Source organism: Priestia endophytica (genome assembly GCF_026790145.1).
Taxonomy (GTDB): Bacteria; Bacillota; Bacilli; order Bacillales; family Bacillaceae_H; genus Bacillus_I; species Bacillus_I endophytica_A.
In genome coordinates this window covers 78,589-96,977 of the sequence record NZ_JALAMS010000028.1, presented here as the reverse complement: position 1 = coordinate 96,977, position 18,389 = coordinate 78,589, and the positions used below count along the sequence as shown (strand labels likewise).

At 35.7% G+C, this 18,389-nt stretch carries 16 protein-coding genes and 1 pseudogene; 12 read left to right on the top strand and 5 right to left on the bottom strand.

The window, feature by feature from the left end; all coding sequences use genetic code 11:
- Positions 1-63: 63 nt before the first annotated feature.
- From uxuA to MOC86_RS19600, 5 genes and pseudogenes are all read left to right on the top strand, one after another.
- Entirely contained in the window at positions 64-1,134 is a 1,071-nt protein-coding gene (gene uxuA / locus MOC86_RS19620; RefSeq protein WP_268585672.1) for a mannonate dehydratase, read from the top strand.
- Positions 1,135-1,226: 92 nt separating this feature from the next.
- Positions 1,227-1,358: pseudogene (locus tag MOC86_RS19615) on the top strand (D-mannonate oxidoreductase); the annotation flags it as partial.
- A gap of 57 nt (positions 1,359-1,415) precedes the next feature.
- Positions 1,416-2,414, top strand: a complete 999-nt coding sequence (locus tag MOC86_RS19610; protein ID WP_268585671.1) for a LacI family DNA-binding transcriptional regulator — start codon at positions 1,416-1,418, stop codon at positions 2,412-2,414.
- A gap of 116 nt (positions 2,415-2,530) precedes the next feature.
- Entirely contained in the window at positions 2,531-3,805 is a 1,275-nt protein-coding gene (locus MOC86_RS19605) for an MFS transporter (protein WP_268585670.1), read from the top strand.
- A gap of 58 nt (positions 3,806-3,863) precedes the next feature.
- Entirely contained in the window at positions 3,864-4,877 is a 1,014-nt protein-coding gene (locus MOC86_RS19600; RefSeq protein WP_268585669.1) for a zinc-binding alcohol dehydrogenase family protein, read from the top strand.
- 65 nt (positions 4,878-4,942) lie between these two features.
- Here the strand turns inward: MOC86_RS19600 and MOC86_RS19595 are convergent, their stop codons facing one another.
- Genes MOC86_RS19595 through MOC86_RS19585 form a run of 3 tightly spaced genes read right to left on the bottom strand, consistent with a single transcriptional unit; the run spans position 4,943 to position 7,314 of the window.
- A complete protein-coding gene (locus tag MOC86_RS19595; RefSeq protein WP_268585668.1) occupies positions 4,943-6,169 on the bottom strand; it encodes a cation:proton antiporter in 1,227 nt (408 codons plus the stop codon).
- Positions 6,170-6,172: 3 nt separating this feature from the next.
- A complete protein-coding gene (locus MOC86_RS19590; protein ID WP_111922301.1) occupies positions 6,173-6,670 on the bottom strand; it encodes a cation:proton antiporter regulatory subunit in 498 nt (165 codons plus the stop codon).
- A gap of 59 nt (positions 6,671-6,729) precedes the next feature.
- Positions 6,730-7,314 carry a tyrosine-type recombinase/integrase gene (locus tag MOC86_RS19585; protein WP_268585667.1) on the bottom strand — a complete coding sequence of 195 codons (585 nt, stop codon included), beginning with the start codon at positions 7,312-7,314 and terminating at the stop codon, positions 6,730-6,732.
- Positions 7,315-7,527: 213 nt separating this feature from the next.
- Here MOC86_RS19585 and MOC86_RS19580 point away from each other — a divergent pair, with 213 nt between their 5' ends.
- The gene (locus MOC86_RS19580) at positions 7,528-8,811 is read left to right on the top strand and encodes a cation:dicarboxylate symporter family transporter (protein WP_019390540.1); all 1,284 of its coding nucleotides are present in this window, start codon (positions 7,528-7,530) and stop codon (positions 8,809-8,811) included.
- 56 nt (positions 8,812-8,867) lie between these two features.
- Here MOC86_RS19580 and MOC86_RS19575 read toward each other — a convergent pair whose 3' ends face one another.
- Positions 8,868-9,695 carry an undecaprenyl-diphosphate phosphatase gene (locus MOC86_RS19575; RefSeq protein WP_410914170.1) on the bottom strand — a complete coding sequence of 276 codons (828 nt, stop codon included), beginning with the start codon at positions 9,693-9,695 and terminating at the stop codon, positions 8,868-8,870.
- Positions 9,696-9,970: 275 nt separating this feature from the next.
- Between MOC86_RS19575 and MOC86_RS19570 the strand changes: the two genes are divergently transcribed.
- The 6 genes from MOC86_RS19570 to MOC86_RS19550 all read left to right on the top strand — a co-directional run bounded on the left by MOC86_RS19570 (position 9,971) and on the right by MOC86_RS19550 (position 14,664).
- Positions 9,971-10,552 (top strand): DNA-3-methyladenine glycosylase, encoded by a 582-nt coding sequence (locus MOC86_RS19570; protein WP_268585665.1) that lies wholly within the window; start codon positions 9,971-9,973, stop codon positions 10,550-10,552.
- A gap of 196 nt (positions 10,553-10,748) precedes the next feature.
- A complete protein-coding gene (locus tag MOC86_RS19565; protein WP_268585663.1) occupies positions 10,749-11,324 on the top strand; it encodes a hypothetical protein in 576 nt (191 codons plus the stop codon).
- On the top strand, positions 11,321-12,022 hold the full coding sequence (locus tag MOC86_RS27535; protein ID WP_419146663.1) for a glycosyltransferase family 2 protein: 702 nt from the start codon (positions 11,321-11,323) through the stop codon (positions 12,020-12,022). Before MOC86_RS19565 ends, MOC86_RS27535 begins: the two co-directional genes overlap by 4 nt.
- Positions 12,023-12,138: 116 nt before the next feature.
- The gene (locus MOC86_RS27530; protein WP_419146662.1) at positions 12,139-12,843 is read left to right on the top strand and encodes a glycosyltransferase; all 705 of its coding nucleotides are present in this window, start codon (positions 12,139-12,141) and stop codon (positions 12,841-12,843) included.
- A gap of 51 nt (positions 12,844-12,894) precedes the next feature.
- Positions 12,895-14,286: a glycosyltransferase family 2 protein gene (locus tag MOC86_RS19555; RefSeq protein ID WP_268585661.1), complete on the top strand. Its 1,392-nt coding sequence runs from the start codon at positions 12,895-12,897 to the stop codon at positions 14,284-14,286.
- Between the two features lie 90 nt (positions 14,287-14,376).
- Positions 14,377-14,664, top strand: a complete 288-nt coding sequence (locus MOC86_RS19550) for an AbrB/MazE/SpoVT family DNA-binding domain-containing protein (RefSeq protein ID WP_019390547.1) — start codon at positions 14,377-14,379, stop codon at positions 14,662-14,664.
- Between the two features lie 163 nt (positions 14,665-14,827).
- On the opposite strand, the gene MOC86_RS19545 is transcribed toward MOC86_RS19550, so the two are convergent.
- On the bottom strand, positions 14,828-18,196 hold the full coding sequence (locus MOC86_RS19545; RefSeq protein ID WP_268585659.1) for a hypothetical protein: 3,369 nt from the start codon (positions 18,194-18,196) through the stop codon (positions 14,828-14,830).
- Positions 18,197-18,389 lie beyond the last annotated feature (193 nt).

Sequence of the window (18,389 nt, the reverse complement as noted above, 5' to 3'; positions counted from 1 at the left end):
ATATTGTGTTAGCTTTCTATAAATAGCGTTTAATTATTATATAGGAGGAAGGAGCAGAGAGTATTGAATATAACGTTTCGGTGGTATGGAGAAGATAATGATACAGTGAAACTTGAGCAGATAAGACAGATTCCAGGGGTGAAAGGAATTGTTTGGGCCCTTCATCAGAAGCCTGTTGGAGAGGTCTGGGAGAAGAAAGAGATCAAGGAAACAGTAGATTATATTCAATCATTTGGCTTTCACACAGACGTTGTAGAAAGCGTAAATGTCCATGAAGCTATAAAGCTTGGAAATGACGAGAGAGCGAATTACATTGAAAAGTATAAGGAAACAATCCGGAACTTAGCGGAATCAGGAGTCAAAGTGATTTGCTATAACTTTATGCCTATCTTTGATTGGACACGAAGCGAAATGTTTTATCCGTTAGAAGATGGATCAACAGCGCTTTTTTATGAAAAAGAGAAAATAGAGAGGCTAGATCCTGAGGAGTTAATTAGAACAGTTGCCTCGTCTTCTAATCTTACTCTTCCTGGTTGGGAGCCTGAGAAATTAGCTCATATATCAGAATTATTTCAAGCGTATAAGGATGTAGATGAAGAGAAATTATGGAATAATCTAGCCTTTTTTCTTCGTGAAATACTTCCTGTTGCTGAGGAATGTAATATTAAAATGGCTATTCACCCTGATGATCCACCTTGGTCTATTTTTGGTCTACCACGAATTATTACAGGAGAAAAAAGCTATGAAAAACTTCTTTCTATTTCAAAATCTTCGGCGAATGCATTTACACTTTGCACAGGATCAATGGGGGCAAATAGGGATAACAACATGATTAAGATTGCTGAAAAATATGGAAATCGCTGTCCATTTTCGCATATAAGAAATGTGGGGATATATGACAATGGAAGCTTTGTTGAAACTTCTCACTATACAAGAGACGGCTCTATTAATATTCAAGGCGTTGTTGAAGCGTTACACAAACAAAATTATCAAGGATATGTTCGGCCAGATCATGGGCGTCACATATGGGGAGAGGTATGCCGGCCAGGGTACGGATTGTATGACAGAGCACTAGGAATTATGTATTTGCTTGGTTTGTGGGATGCATATGAAGCTAAAAAAGAAGAGGGATAAGAAGTGATTTCAATCCACGAAAATTTAAATGGTCGATTTGCTGTTATTACAGGCGGAAGTGATGTACTTTGTTCTAAGATGGCATATGAGTAATGAAACGTTTTGGAAAACCTGAAGATTTACTAGGCTTAATGCTTTGGCTCCCTGATGAGAGCTATTCAGGGTTTGTAACAGGGGTAACAGTTCCTATTGATGGTGGATTTATGGTGTACTCAGGAGTATGAACTTTCTGATGGATTTACCCTGCCACTCACCTATCTTACAAGACGGGAAGGATGATTATGAAGAATATTACAATTGCTGATGTTGCGAAACATGCAAAAGTATCAAAAAGCACCATTTCACAATTTCTAAACAAACGCTATGAATATATGAGTGAGAAAACACGTAAACGTATTGAAGAATCTATCCGTATTCTAGATTACAAGCCTAATATTGTTGCACGCAGTCTAAAACAAAAAGCAACTTTTACGATTGGAGTTGTCGTCGCAAATATTTTACACAATTTCTCAACCCAAGTGATACGAGCGATTGAAAATTATTACTATGAGCAGGGATTTCATATTATTGTGTGCAATGCAGACGACAATCCTGAAAAAGAAAAGAATTACATTGAGATGCTCAGAGCCAAGCAAGTAGATGGAATTATCATATTTCCAACTGGAGATAACCTTGCTTTATATAGAAAAATGAAAGAAGATGAATTTCCAATTGTTTTTATGGATCGAACTATTGAAGAACTTGATATTGCCACAGTCATTCTTGATAACAAATTAGCTGCAAAACTAGCTGTTGATCACTTTGTTGAAAAAGGATATACCAACATTTCTATTATTACAACTTCTATTATCCGCAACATTACTCCACGTATAGAAAGAATACAAGGATACAAAGAAGCGCTTATAGATCATGGGATACCGCTAAATTCATCTTATATTAGAACCTCAGAACAAGCGGAAATTCAAGCTTCTTTATCACAAATGTATCAACTAAAAACACCACCTAAGGCAATATTAGCTGCAAATGATATTGTTCTTCATGAAGTATTGCGTTTTGTGGAGAAACAAAATTTACGTATTCCAGAAGATATAGCCCTTATTAGTATAGATGATGTTCCATTTGCAAGCTTTTATACACCAACTATTACAGCAATCAAACAACCTTCTGTTGAGATGGGGAGAATTTCGTCTGAACTTCTTCTTTGTCAAATAAAAAAAGAAAGAGTAAAAAACAGTATCTACCGGATGATGCCTGAACTTGTAATTAGAAATTCTTGTTAAGGATAGTCTGCAAATGAGTGTTCTTCAAAAATAGTAAAACGATTTAGTTGAATTTTTCAGTTCTTTTAAATGAAACCGCTTCCGATCTTGAAAGTCAAACTTTAAGGGGGGCATTTATGTTTTCACAAGGTAGAGGAATTGTAATCGTTTTTTTGTTTTTGGCAGGTGTTATTAATTACTTAGATCGTTCAGCACTTTCTATTGCGGCACCATTTATTCAAGAAGATTTATCCCTTTCGGCAACTGAAATGGGAATAATTTTTAGTAGCTTTTCTGTTGGATATGCTATTTTTAATTTCCTTGGAGGAGTTGCTTCAGATAAATATGGAGCTAAACTTACGCTGTTTGTGGCAATGATTGTTTGGTCATTGTTTAGCGGAGCCCTAGTATTAGCTGTTGGTTTTGTAAGTATGATTGTTATTCGAATTCTTTTTGGAATGGGAGAGGGACCTTTATCTGCAACAATTAGTAAGATGGTTAACAACTGGTTTCCCCCTAGCAATAGAGCAACAGTTATTGGACTTACAAACAGCGGTACACCTTTGGGAGGAGCCATTTCTGGACCAATCGTCGGTTTTATCGCTTTATCGTACGGTTGGAGAATATCATTCATTGTTATTATGATTATCGGGCTTATTTGGTCTTTCTTTTGGTGGAAGTTTGTAAAGGAAAGACCTCAAGCAGCAGAAGGAAGTGCTTCTCTTTCTTCAAAACAAGTTGCCGTCTCTGCTGAAAATGAAGAAGGTAAAAAAGAGAAGGTAGGAAAAGGGAAGCTAAAGCTTACATTTTATTTAAAACAAAAAACGATCTTATTTACTGCTTTTGCGTTTTTTTCCTATAACTATATTTTGTTTTTCTTTCTAACTTGGTTTCCAACTTATCTAGTAGATGCGCGTGGTTTAAGTGTAGGAAATATGAGTATTATTACTGTTATTCCTTGGATTCTGGGGTTCATTGGATTAGCACTAGGCGGGTTTGTTTCAGATTTCTTCTTTAAGAAGTTTATTAAAAAAGGTGTTTTATTTTCGCGTAAGGCTGTTCTTGTTACATGTTTGTTTTTATCAGCTGTTTGCATTGGAGTAGCAGGCCTAGTCACAACAACAGTTGGAGCCGTAACGCTTGTTGCCTTATCAGTCTTTTTCTTATATTTAACAGGAGCTATTTATTGGGCGATTGTTAATGATGTTGTTGATAAAGATAACGTTGGCTCTGTTGGAGGGTTTATGCATTTTCTTGCTAACACGGCAGGAATTATTGGTCCAACTTTAACGGGATATCTTGTTGATACGTCTGGAACATATACATCAGCCTTTCTTCTTGCTGGAGGGTTAGCTGTTTTTGCTTCCCTTGCTGTTATTCGCTTTGTACGTCCAATTGTCAAACCATTGTAGGATAAATGTTCAAATAGAGCATGATCGATGAGACAAATCTATAAGGAGGAAATCAGTAATGAAAAGAATTGTATGTACAGAGCCACATCAGTTTAAAGTTGTTGAAACAGAAATACCTGTCCGAACAGAGAAAGAAGCGTTGGTAAAAGTGAAGAGAGTTGGCATATGTGGAACAGATCTTCATGCATATCAAGGAAATCAACCTTTTTTCACATATCCTTGTGTTCTCGGGCATGAGCTTTCTGGCTATATTGACGAAGCGCCAGAAAGCCATTCTAGTTTGCAAAAGGGAAGTCAAGTGTCAATTATCCCTTATATAGAGTGTGGGCACTGTATCGCATGTAGAAAAGGAAAAACAAACTGTTGCACAGATATGCGAGTAATGGGAGTTCATATTGATGGAGGGATGAGCGAGCTTATCGCTGTTCCCTTAGATCATCTCCTAGATACAAGCGGTTTGTCTCTAGATGAAGCAGCAATGGTAGAGCCTTTGAGCATTGGTGCACACGCTGTGAATCGAGCTCATGTTCAAAAAGAGGATGTGGTGCTTGTCATTGGGGCAGGACCAATTGGTTTAGGAGTAATGGCTTTTGCAAAAGAATCAGGAGCCATAGTTATTGGAATGGATATTAGTGATGAACGGTTAGACTTTGCAAAAAATTGGGCAAATATTGATTATACGATTAACGGTTCCAATAATCCGTTGGAAACATTAAAAACATTAACGAATGAAGATTTGCCAACCATTGTATTTGATGCAACAGGTAATGGAAAATCGATGGAAGAAGCCTTTCATTATCCAGCACATGGTGGCAAGTTAGTTTATGTAGGGCTAGTGAAATCACATCTAACTTTCTTTAATCCAGAATTTCATAAAAAAGAGCTAACATTACTAGGAAGTCGTAATGCTACAAAAGAAGATTTTTATAAAGTAATAGAAATGCTTAAAAATAAGAAGATAGACTTAGAGCTTTATATTACACATCGCGCGAGCTTTGAAGAGATGCCGAAAGCATTTCAACAGTGGTTAAATCCAAAGGAAAGAGTAATTAAAGCAGTTATTGAAATATAATCTAAATAAGGAAATTGTGATAAAGTAAACAACCTTAGTGAAACATCACTAAGGTTGCTTGTTTTTTAAGAAAGGCTTTTTTCTTTTTTCTTCTTCTCTTTTGGTTTTTGCCATTTGAAGATTTTGTTTAAGAAGTTGAAAATATGCTTAGATTCTTTTGTTAATAAAGGTCCTAAAATAGCTAGGATAAGCACATATAATGCCGCAAATGGTTTTAGTGTAGCAGATAATCCGCCTGCGATTCCTAGATTTGCAACAATAATCGAAAATTCACCGCGAGAAACAATGGTTAATCCAATATTAGATGAGGCTTTATGAGAAAGTCCTGCTCGTCTTCCTGCAATCATCCCGGCAATAAAGTTACCCAAGATTGTAAGCAGAACAGCACCAATTGATAACCAAAGGGCGTCGCCTAGTGAAAGTGGATCAATACTTAAACCGAAGCTGAAGAAAAAGAGGGCACCGAAGAAATCACGAAATGGAACAACGAGTTTCTCAATACGTTCAGAATGCTCAGTCTCAGAGAATACAAGACCAAGTAAAAGGGCGCCGATTGCTTCTGCAACATGAATTGTTTCAGAAAATCCTGCTACAAAAAAGAGAACGGCAAAAATGACGATAATGAATACTTCATTGGAACGGATATTAAATAGTTTGTTTAATAAAGGTGGTGCTTTTCGTGCAATGATGAAAAACAATAGCATATAGCCAAGAGCAATAAGAATAGAGGTTAAGGCACCTGTAATAGAAGTAGAATCTCCTAAAACAAGACCAGAAATAACGGATAAATATACGGCAAGGAAAATGTCTTCAAACATGATAATGCCTAGGATAAGTTCCGTTTCGGAGTTTGCGGTACGTCTTAAATCGACAAGTACTTTAGCAACAATAGCACTTGAAGAAATAGTGATAACTCCTGCAATGATTAGAACTTCAAGAAGTGGAAAGTCTGTAATGAAACCATATGCAAGACCTAAACTGAAGTTAATCGCAATATAGATGGAGCCGCCAATCGCAATAGAACGGCCTGATTTAATCAGTTTTCCAACCGAGAATTCTAGCCCAAGGTAGAAGAGGAGGAATAGAACTCCCATTCGTCCGAAGAAAGCAATAATTTCCGAGCTTTCGATAAATCTCAAATCAATGATTCCGATTTGTGGAGCATGAGGTCCAACAAGCATCCCTAAGATGATGAGGAAAGGGATGATTGAAAATTTAATTTTGTTAGCAATAAGCGCCGCTATTGCAACAAGCAGTAAAGCGGTGCCGACTTCAAATACCAAATGATCCATTAATTATCCATCCCCTTTTGAGAGTAGGCTTGTTTCTAGTGTTTTCAGTTCCTTTCGTTCTCCAGATAAAACAAGGCGATCATGACTTTCAACAACAGCGTCTGCACCAGGGTTTGTGAGCTTTTGTTTATCTTTTTTAATGATGGCAATAACCGTAACGCCATAATTTTGTCTTACGTCTAATTCCCCAAGTGTTCTTCCAACAGCTTTTGAACCAGGCTCAACTTTAAACCATTCAATAATTAAATCGTCAAAAGCAACTTCAATAGACTCAAGAGCTTGTGGTTTGTATACCATTCCACCTAAGATAGCTGCTATTTGTCGTGCTTCATTATCCTCTAACGTAATGCTTGAGAGAATCTCATCATGATCGGCTTCATCAAAGTGATACACTTCACGTCGTCCATCATCATGAACAATGATTGTTAACTTTTCGTTCTCCTTTGTGAGAATTTCAAACTTTCGACCAATCCCAGGTAAATCTGATTCTTTAATACCCATTTTAATCCCTCCAAAAGTATAGATAACTTCAGTATTGACTGTCTTTGCGCCTTATGTGTCTATAAGTTTAAGTCAATTGAAGAATGATCCCTTTGCTGTGGTACAACTCCAATATAGTGGAGCGTAGCGTTTGGTGAACTGTGATGAAACATTTTTTGAATTTGTTCAACAGGAACACCTGATTGATATGCATGATATCCAAAAGTTTTCCTTAGCGTATGGGTGCCAATTCGCTCGGTTAACCCAGCTAGACGAGCAGCATCATTAATAATTTTGTATGCCTGTTGTCTTAGAAGGGGCTGTTTTCCTTTGTTTTGTTTCTTAGAAACAAAAAGCGGTTCATCTAAACTGTCATATGATCTATTTTGTAGATAATCAGAAATGGCTGCTTTACATATTCTGCTAATATGGAAACATTGTATATCTTCTCCATGGAACGGGACATCAATATACTCTTTGACAAATCCTTCTTCTGTTAAAACATCTTTTATTCGTAAATTTAATAAATCATGAATTTTTAAACCAGAATTAATGCCAAGAGAGAATAAAACATAATCTCTGAAATTCTTCTTTTTTAGAATAGCTTTTATTTCTAAGATTTTTTCTTTGCTGCGAATTGGTTCAACAAACTGCAATTTTATCACCTCGTTATATCATACATAATTTATTATAACATGAATTATGTATGATATGAAATAATAAGGCTTATCAAGGGGGGTTAGTAATGTAAGCGTGTGCGATTTTTGATTTAGTTAGAATTTTACATAGATTAATTGGTCAGAAACATGTATAATGCATAACGTATGATTATAATGTTGTGACTATTTAGCGAATTGTCACTATAAGGGAGGACACCTATGAAAAAGAAGTTTAAGTTCGGACTAGCCTCGCAAATATTCCTTGGTTTAATTCTAGGGATTGCAGTCGGGGCAATTTGGTTCGGGAATCCTAACGTTGAAACATATCTTCAACCAATTGGAGATATCTTTTTAAGATTAATTAAAATGATTGTAATTCCAATCGTAGTTGCAAGTCTTATCGTTGGAATTGCAGGAACTGGTGATAGTAAGAAAGTTGGGTCTTTGGGTGTAAAAACGATTGCTTACTTTGAAATTGTAACAACATTTGCAATTATCATTGGTCTATTTTTAGCAAATATCTTTCAGCCAGGACAAGGTGTTGATATAGAGTCTGCTCAGAAAACAGACATTGGTCAATATGTAGAAACATCAGAAGAAGAAAGTCAAAAGTCTGTGGCAGAAACGTTTTTGCATATCGTGCCAACAAACTTGTTCAAATCACTAGCTGAAGGAGATATGCTTGCGATTATTTTCTTCACTGTTTTCTTTGCACTAGGAATTTCTAAGCTTGGTGAAAGAGGGAAGCCTGTTATTGCATTTTTTGATGCAACAGCACAGGCAATGTTTAATGTCGTAAATATGATTATGAAGTTTGCTCCATTTGGGGTTTTTGCACTTATTGGAGTTACAGTTTCTAAATTCGGTTTTGATTCGTTGATGTCGCTTGGTAAACTTATTATTCTTGTTTACGCAGCGCTTATCTTCTTCCTAATCGTTGTACTAGGAATTATCGCTAAAATTGCGAATGTTAATATTTTCAGAATGCTTGCTTATCTAAAGGACGAGCTCTTGCTTGCTTATAGTACATCAAGTTCAGAAACAGTACTTCCAAGAATTATGAAAAAGATGGAGGAAATTGGTTGTCCAAAATCTATCGTTTCTTTCGTAATTCCAATTGGATATACGTTTAACTTGGACGGCTCCGTTCTCTATCAATCGATTGCAGCTCTTTTCTTAGCTCAAGTGTATGGTATTGATTTAACAATTTGGCATCAAATCACACTTGTTCTTGTATTGATGGTAACATCAAAAGGAATGGCTGCTGTACCTGGAACATCATTTGTCGTACTTCTAGCAACGCTTGGTTCAATTGGTGTCCCTGCTGAAGGTTTAGCATTTATCGCAGGGGTTGACCGTATTATGGATATGGCAAGAACAGTTGTTAACTTAGTTGGAAATGCTCTTGCAGCTGTTGTTATGTCACATTGGCAAGGTCAATTTGACGGTAAGAAAGCAAATGAGATTATGAAGAGAAAACCAGCACCATTAGATGCCAACTAACATTTTCTTGAAATTAAAAGGCCCGTACTCTTTTAAAAGAGTACGGGCCTTTTTTATTATAGAAATACGATATAAATGATAATCGCAATGATGATTCGATAAATCGCAAAAGGAAGTAATTTGATTCGGTTAATTAATTTTAAGAAAAAGCGGATGGACACTAGTGCGAAAACAAATGCACTAATAAATCCGATAATAAAGAATGGAAGAACATCCATTGAGAAGTACTGCCAGTTCTTTAGGAGAGATAAAAAGCTTGCTCCAGCCATTACAGGAACAGCCATAATAAATGTAAAGTCAGCAGCAGCACGGTGAGACATACCTAGTAAAACCCCACCTGAAATTGTTGCCCCTGATCTAGAGAACCCTGGCCAAAGAGCAATACATTGGAAAAGACCAACCCCAAGTGCCTGCTTGTACGTTATTTTGTCAATTGTATTGATTTGCGGTTTATTACGGCTTACAATATCCGCAATAATCATTAGAATAGCTCCTACTACAAGACTATATATTACGGTGTTAATAGAAAATAGATGCTCATCGATAAAGTCTTCAAATAAAAGACCGAGTACAGCAGCTGGGAGTAGACCTACAATAACTTGCCCTAGCTTTAGACGATTTTCATTTGCGTAGTGCTTTTTGCGGTTCAAACCAAGCAAATCAATAAATCGATCCTTAAATACAATAACAACGGCTAAAATAGAGCCGAGCTGAATGACTACTTTGAACGTATTTGCAACAGGTTCTGTTAAAATCTCTTTTGATTTTAACAATAAATCATCAACAATAATCATATGGCCTGTTGAAGAAACAGGAGCAAATTCTGTTAGACCTTCCACAATTCCAAGAATCAGAGCTTTCAGTAAATCAAACATATCAATCATTTTAAAATCTCCTCTTAACACAAAGTAAAATCTTAACTTAACGTTATTATTATATACTGCAAAAAGGTGAAAAAGAATACTCATTTTCTTCTACTGGAAAAGATTAAGAGTTAAATAAACGTTTGTTTAGCTAAAAGAACTGCTATTAAATTGGTAAACTATGTAATGTGCTTTTCTCTTAAAAAGATAAGCTCATGTGTTTCCTAGCAGTATCTTGGGTATCATAACACAGAAAAGAAATGAAGAGCAAACAAAAATAGAAAGGAAGGCACTCTATGGATTTTAAACCGGAATTTTTCGCACAGCCAACGCTCGAACTTGCTCAATCTTTGCTAGGATGTCTACTTGTAAAGGAAACAGAGGACGGTATTGCTTCCGGCTATATTGTAGAAACTGAAGCATATAAAGGGCCAGAAGATCGAGCTGCGCACAGTTTTAATAATAGACGAACAAAGCGAACGGAAGTAATGTTTGGAAAACAAGGATATGTTTATACATACACAATGCATAGACATTGTTTGGTGAATATTGTAAGTGCTGAAGAAGGCAACCCTGAGGCTGTTCTCATAAGGGATTTAGAGCCTGCCACAGGTATCCCACTGATGTATGAACGAAGAGGACAAGCTGTAAAAAAAGAAGTGCAGCTTACAAATGGACCTGGAAAGCTTACAAAAGCTTTAGGGATCACAATGGATGATTATGGACACGATATTCGTAAATCACCTCTTTATCTTAAAAAGGGTATTTTACCAAAGCAAATTAGAAGCGGGCCAAGGATAGGAATTGAGAATAGCGGAGAAGCAAGAGATTACCCTTGGCGTTTTTGGATTGAGGGAAATCCATTTGTCTCAAGATAGTCATCAATAATATGAACAAAAAGAGAGGGCTCTATGAAGCATTCTCTTTTTTCTAGTTAATGCCCCACTTTTATAGAAATAGGCTGGAAAATAGGCTCCTCTACCTCACGAAATTTATCCAAATGTATATATTATTAAAGCAGCATGGATAAGCCTGTTGCATAGAATACGGATAGAACTGATTGGAAGTTATGTTGTGTTGTTTATTTGCTTCAAATCCGTTGTAAAACGAATAAGAGATATCCTATTTTCAAATGCTTTTGGTGAATTTATTGAAAAGCATACAAAAGAAGCTGTAGAAGAAGTGCTATTTTCTGACGAGTTTAGAGAATACCTTTTGAGTATTTTAGAAGAAAGTGAGGAATCTCCTTTTAAAGAGATTGCAGAACAATACTTGAATCAAGAAGTGGTCATTTCAACAACAGTAAATATGTTAAACGGAACGATTATTTTAGTTGGAGAAGACTATCTAGTTCTCCAAGAAAGCTCAGAGACTACGATTTTATTACCTTTTGATAGCATTATTGTAATCTATCAAGAGGAGGCTATCTATATGTTTAATGAGGCATTAAGAGAAGCAGTGGGAACGCTTGTGCAAATTATCACACCTGTAGACATTTTAACAGGTACATTAATGTCTGTAGGTGAAAGCGTTGCTGTTATTCGTACTTCAAGTAACTATTCACCTTATATTCCATCAGAAGATGTCACAGTCCGTCTGGATGTTATCACATATGTGCGATTATTTGAGAGTCAGAGTGAAACGGCATGAAGCTGTCTATCATTATTCCCGCATGTGATGAAGGAGATATAATAGCAAACGTTATCAAGGAAGCAAAAGGGTTAAATCCATTTGAAATCATTGTTGTTGTAAATGGATCAACAGATAATACAGAGGAAATTGCACGAAGTTTAAACTGTAGAGTGATTTCTTTTGAAGAAAAGTTAGGTATTGACGTTGGAAGAGCAGTAGGCGCAAAAGAAGCAAAAGGTGATATTTTGCTTTTTTTTGATGGAGACATTCCTATACACCATACAAAGTTGCGTCCTTTTGTTAAAGCAATTCAAAGTGGCCAGGACATTGCATTAAACAACTTGTCCTGGACGCTTTACCGTAAAGTTCGTGCGCATTTTGTAGTAGTATGGAAGCTTGCGCTAAATTTCATGCTGAAGAGAGAAGATCTTCATGTGAATTCACTTGTAGCTATTCCTCATGCTATGAGTAAGAAAGCAGCAGAGAGAATTGGCTATAAGAATCTAGCTGTTCCTCCTCTTGCCCAAACAATTGCTGTTTTATCAGGAATGAAAATTAGTGCACCTGCCGCCGTTGACGTCGTTACAACAAATAAAATTAAGACAACGCACCGAACGCTTATAGATGGGCTTCCGTCTTCTACAAATCTGATTATTGGCGATCATATTGAGGCGATTTCTTATCTTCTCAATGAGAAAGGAAAGCGGGCGGCTTAACAGATGGGCCAAGAAAGCGTACCGTTTTAGATCATTACGGAAAGTTTGCTCGTAGATGGAGAAAAAAGATAAAATATAGTGCTGTGATTCCAGTTGGAGAAGAAAAGGAAACAATTATGGGCGTCATTGAAGAAGTGAGAAAAGCTGGAGTAGAAGAGATTATCGTTATTGGGAATGGAGCTGATCGCGAGACAATTAAAAAGGCGAGAAGCATGGGAGCGATTGTCCTTGATTTCCCTTACTCTCTAGGTCATAACGTTCCAAGAGCTATCGGGGCTATGCATAGTAATGGAGAAGTTTGCTTGTTTGTAGACGGAGATATTGTTATTAAAGCAGAAGAATTGCGCCCGTTTTTGGAAGCAGGTGCAAAAGGTGTTCATGTAGCGGTAAATGATTTGGACAGCTTTTTAGATCGTTTTCACCCTATTCACTGTATAAGTGTAGCAAAACAAGCTCTTATGCTTGCAGCCAAAAGACAGGAGCTTTCCATTAACACAATGACAGCTATTCCTCATGCGATTCGGCGCGAAGTTTTTGAGAAAATTAGTTATGAAACATTCATTGTTCCACCACTTGCTCAAGTTCTAGCAATTGAACATGGATTTATCGTTAAGGCGGTTCACGAAGTAGATGTTATTACAACAAATAGAATTCGAAAAGATCATAAGAAAGTGAACAATAATCTTCCATCTTCAACAGAGCGAATTTTAGGAGACCATGCTGAAGTTCTTCATCATTTAATTCAAAAAACGGATAAACGTGGAGGTTTCACAGATGGAGGAAGAAATCAAGAGGTTCTAGAAAGATTAGATAACACATAAAGCAAGAGTTGAATAGAGTAATAACAGCATAGAAAATATAGGAGGATAAACATGAGATCACTTTTTGTTATTATCCCTGTCTTTAATGAGGAAAGGACACTTAAAGCTGTTATTACAGGAATTAAACTTTTTCAACCATTAGAAATTATTGTCGTTGTAAACGGTTGTACAGATCATTCTAGTACAATTGCGAAAGAGAACGGATGCATTGTAATTGAACATACTGAGAAGCTTGGTCAGCATTCAGCTCGAGTCGAAGGAGCCAAAAAAGCAAACGGAGATGTATTGCTTTTTCTTGATGCTGACTTTGCGCTCCCTTTTTCGGAACTTCAGCAATTTCTCACTTCTATTCTTTTTGGAAACTGTGATGTGACAGTTAACAAGAATCCTAAAGAACATTCCTCAACAGAAGTTTGGAAGAAACTAGTTGCGGAATGGAAAGGACATAAAGAGTGTGGGAAAGGTTCGTTTTGTAAAGCACCTTTTGCTTTAACAAAAGAAGTTCTTGTGAAAAGTGATTTTATTAAAAGTACTTATAGTGTTGAAGCTTTTATAGAAACGTTGAAAGTTGCGGGCAGAATTGAACATAGACATGAAATAGATACAAAGACGCTAAATAGATTTCATCCTTCTCATCATAATGGATTTTTTCATAAAATATCGTGTTCAGAAAAGAGGGTAATAAAGGAACATGTAGAAAGTATTAGTAAAGAGCTCTTGCGAGACAAAAGAGGGGGATACAAGGACGTTGGAAGAAATCGAGAGATTTTAGCAATACAAAACTATAATGTTCAAAAGGGGTTGGGAGTTCGCTCTACTCTTTATGACGGCCAGCAGTTATCTGTTATTGTTCCAGCTCAAAATGAAGCAAAGTATATTAAAAGTGTTATCTCTCAGGCAAGGCAGCTCGAACCCCTTGAAATTATTATTGTAATCAACGGATCAACAGATGAGACAGAGGAATATGCAAAAAGTCTCGGAGCAACAGTTGTTCTTTTTGAAAATCGACTAGGCCACGATGTTGGAAGAGGAGTGGGAGCTTCGCTAGCACAAGGAGATATTTTATTGTTTGTAGATAGTGATTTTACAATTCCAGCTCAAGACTTATTTCCCTTTGCTAAGGCTGTTCAGTCTGGTATTGATGTAGCACTGAATAAGCAAATTGATCCTCTAACACACCCTGTTCCTCTTTGGAAATATGCGCTAAATGTAGCTTGTGATCATAAAAAGCTAGAAACAAGCTCTCTTGTTGCTGTTCCACCACTTGCTCAATGCAAAGCAATGAAAGAAGGATTTTTAGTAGAAGCTGTTCACGCTGTTGATGTTCATAAACTAAATGCAATAAGACTAAGAGGACATTTTGCTCAGCAAGGTTATCCACCTACAACAGAGCTTATTGTGGGTGATTTTTTTGAAGCCATTCATTATCTTGCAAAGCTATAATTTTTTTAGTGGAAAAGATGAAAGAAGCTTTTGGATAGCGTAAAATAAATGATGTATCGGATAGTTATAATCTGGTGAGGGGGAAGAAAAATGAAAACGACAGGTATGGTGCGCAAAGTTGATGAATTAGGAAGGATTGTTCTTCCAAAAGAGTTAAGAAGAGTACTAAATTTAGAAGCAAAAGAGCCAGTAGAGATGTACCTGGATCACGAACAGATTATTCTAAAGAAATACCGAGCACATCAAGAATGCATGATTACGGGAGAAGTTAGCAGCGAGAATTTGAGCCTATTAAACGGTAAAATTGTACTAAGCAAAGAAGGCGCAGATATTCTTATGAACGAAATTGAAAAGAAGTTTGGAACAAAGCAAATTTAAAGATCAAATAGACAGTAAAAGCCTTCATTTCTATCAATAGAAATGAAGGCTTTTATCTAGGTAATTAAGAAGGTTAAAAAAATAGAAGTACTACAGAAGTACTTCCATTTAACAAAGGGGGAATACACTATTATCATGCCCTTTTTCCGTTCTTTTATACAACTTAGGACCATTTTTTGAACCAGGCTTTAAGTCTATCTTTATTCCGTTTTAAAATTTCTTGTGATGTTGTTTGATCTTTTTGTTTGCGCCATTCGAAGAAACTAGCAACAGCGATTAAGAATCCACCACCTAGAATAAGATAAAGCCACCAAGGTAGATTTCCCCACAAACTATCGGTTTGCAAATAAATATTTAACAGGATAGTTCCAATTCCGCCTAAGAAATAAGATTTAAATTTTAGAATAAATCCTATTAGAGCTGAGAGAATTGCTAACACCCCGAGCAAAATAGCATCATTTACTGTGTTACTGTTCAGCGCGTCTATAATAAGAACAACGAAGAAGATGCAAACAGAACCAATTTCAATTAATCCCCTCGAGTGACTAGTAGGGAAAAGTATTCTGAATATAAATGTCCAAATAACAATAATTGGGACAGCATATACTTCAAGCTCAATAAGCGCTGGTATATCAATGTGATTTAAAACAACGCTGTATGGATAGAAAACTGTAGCAATTATGAGTGCTCTGTATCCTTTTTCAATCTTTGTTAACTTAGATTGTATCGATAAAGCAAAAATGTACAAAGGAACAAAGATACTTGCTAGAAACTGAGCCCAAAAACTTTCAGGACTTGAAAATATCCTTACATTTAAGACGATAATATAAAGAAATCCAAATATCTGATAAGGAAGAACTCGTATCGATATCTTCTCTTCTTCTTTCCAACGGTAATTGAAAAATAGCATAAGCAAGATAAGCAAAAGGCTTACAGCCATACTTACTATTGCTGTTGATGAGAAGATAAATCTCATATAAAATACGGTCCCACAAAACAGAGGAAAAATGATTTGTATATATAAATGTCTTTTGTTCAACAGATAAATCATAAAGCAAATAAGCGAAACAACAACAAGAAAGTTTTTAAAATCAACAATTCCAGCTGTTTCTCCTAAATAAACTAGAATAGACAATGTTAAAATTCCAAAACAATAATGCTCAAAAATCGTTTTCCAAGCCCCTTTTGTTTTTAACCATAGCAAAGCTGCTAGAAGGGCTGTTAAGGAAAATCCATGCGCATAGTAGAGATTTGGATTACCAATTTCTTCAACAACAAATAGCAAGCTTATACAAACAGTTGAAAGGCTAAAAAATGTGAATAAATATTTTTGCCAAAGTTTTTCACTGTAGAAAGCACTAGCGGCGTAACATATGACTGGTAATGTATATAGATAGCTGTCTATTGTCGTGAGCGCATCAAAAAGTATTGTGAAAAATAGACTTAAAGATGTTACACAATGACTCATCCAAAAAAGAACAAAGTGACCGTACGTGCTATATTTTTTTACCGTATAGGAAAGAGCTAAAAATAGTACGCCACCTGTTAGAAGAAAACTTGCATATGACTGAGCTGTTTGCCACTGAAAAATATTTAATAGAGATAGATAAGTGAACAAACTTGAAATTGCTAATGGAAGCCATAAATAGCGAGATTTAAATGTTCGTAGTGTGAGCGTATAAAGAAGAGTGCCACCAAGGAAAATTAAAGTTGGTGTACTATCTTGTAATATAAACCATTCATATAAAAGAGTGAAAAGAGCTACAGCATATGAGTTATGAGCAACAATGAAAAATGGTTTAAAAAAAGAACTAAGATTTCTTTGCTTTATTATAAAAGCTATGCCCACCATCACAAGTGCACAAAGTACAAAATGTCCGCTTGTTCCTATACTTTCCATATATGTGTCTGTGTTCACAATACCTAGAAAGCAAAGGAGAGAAAACAAAAGGCTAATTGGAACTCCATATAGACTGAGAGATGGATCCTTTTCTTTCTTGAAGGTTAAGAAAAAGATCAGAGTTAACAACATAAATGCAACAACAAGACTCTCCCACTCTAGTCTTGCAAGCATATCAGATAATACAAAAAGTCCTGTTAATATTGGAACGATTACCCCACCAAGCTGAAATACTTCCCACTTCTTTTTACTATATAAAAAGTAGCAAATGTAAAGAGCAGCAGCAATGCAAAAAGTTATCCAATCTTTCAGTAGAGGGGATAAACCTAAGCCTTCTGTACTTCTAAAGATAAAGAAAACAAAGAGTGTTAAAGTTGAAATCGAAAACAGATTGTTCTTCATATAAAGTGTGACAAAAAACTGCTGTAAAGTAAGCAAAGCCAGTGAACATAAATATTCAAAACTCGGCTGTAAAGAAAATTCGCTAATATGAATGTAAAACAAAGCGGAAAGCGTTAATCCAACGAATGAGTATTGAAAGTTACGAGCTAAAACGGCGTTTCTCTTTAAAAAAATGTAAAGAACAATAAAAAATAACGGCAGCATAGAAATAGAGATAGAATTAATTTCAGTGAGAATTGTTGTGTTTACGAATAAAACATATCCCCAAACAAAAGATAAGCTAAATCCAATTTGATATAGAAAATGCCATCCTTTTAAAAACATCATCAGAAAAAGAATAGAAAGAAGCAAAAGTGCAGTTGCATATAAAGCAGAATGATGATAGAGACAAAGAATAACAAATGCTTCTGCTGTAATTTTTATTTTAAGAAAAGAGTTCGCATTTTCTTTAAAAACAGCAAATGCTTTTCTTTCTTTAATTTTTTCACTCATAAAAGTGAGTAGAATGTTGACTAAAACGAGAGCAACAAAGAAACTTTCGGCATTTGGTGTTACATAAACCAGCCCTGTAATAATAGACATTGTAAACATAATAAGAGATAAGATAGTAAATATCTTAGACTGAAAGCGTTCTGCGATTCTTTTATATAAAAAGAAAAGTACTAGTCCTGCTAGTAACCCTAAAAACCACCGACCTTCTCCATATAGAGAAAAATAAGAACCAAATAGCTCATAATAAGCAGCTGAGAGAATGGTTATTGGAATAAACAAGCTAGCAAGAGTTAGAAAAGCGAAAGCAGTTTGTGAGATTTTTAGTTTATAAGATAAAACACTCATAGCAAAAAATACAACAGCAATCAAGCTTATAAAGAAGACCTTTGCGCCATCCCCCAAACTTCCCCAACTGCTCGTAGCAAGAATAAGTCCGCCAAACAGTAAGAGAATAACACCTGTTACAAGAACTACTGTAATATTACGCTCACGAATTTGTTCAGGTGTTTTCGATTCTTTGGCCTTCACAATAGGTTTTTCTTTTTCTGGTTCTTTTTCTTCTATGTGTGAAGTGGTTTCTATTTTCATAACCTGTTTAGTTTTTTCATCATCCTGATAGCGCCTATAAGAAGCAAGAACTGCATCATGTTGTGCAGATGTGATATAGCTTTTAATTTCTAAGGTATGTAGTTCTTCTTCAAAGATTTTCTCTCTTTGTTGAATTGACAATTTTTCCATACGTTTCCCTCCTTTAACATAAAATAAGTTTTCTACGTATATAGACGAAGCGGTTATTTAATTAGTTTCCTTTTTATCCAATAAATAAAAATAAAAGTAATATAAAGGAATTTTATAAGAACATGTGAGAATATTTAACATCATTTATCCAATTTTCAAGCACATATGAAATAATAAAAAATAAATCGTTTAG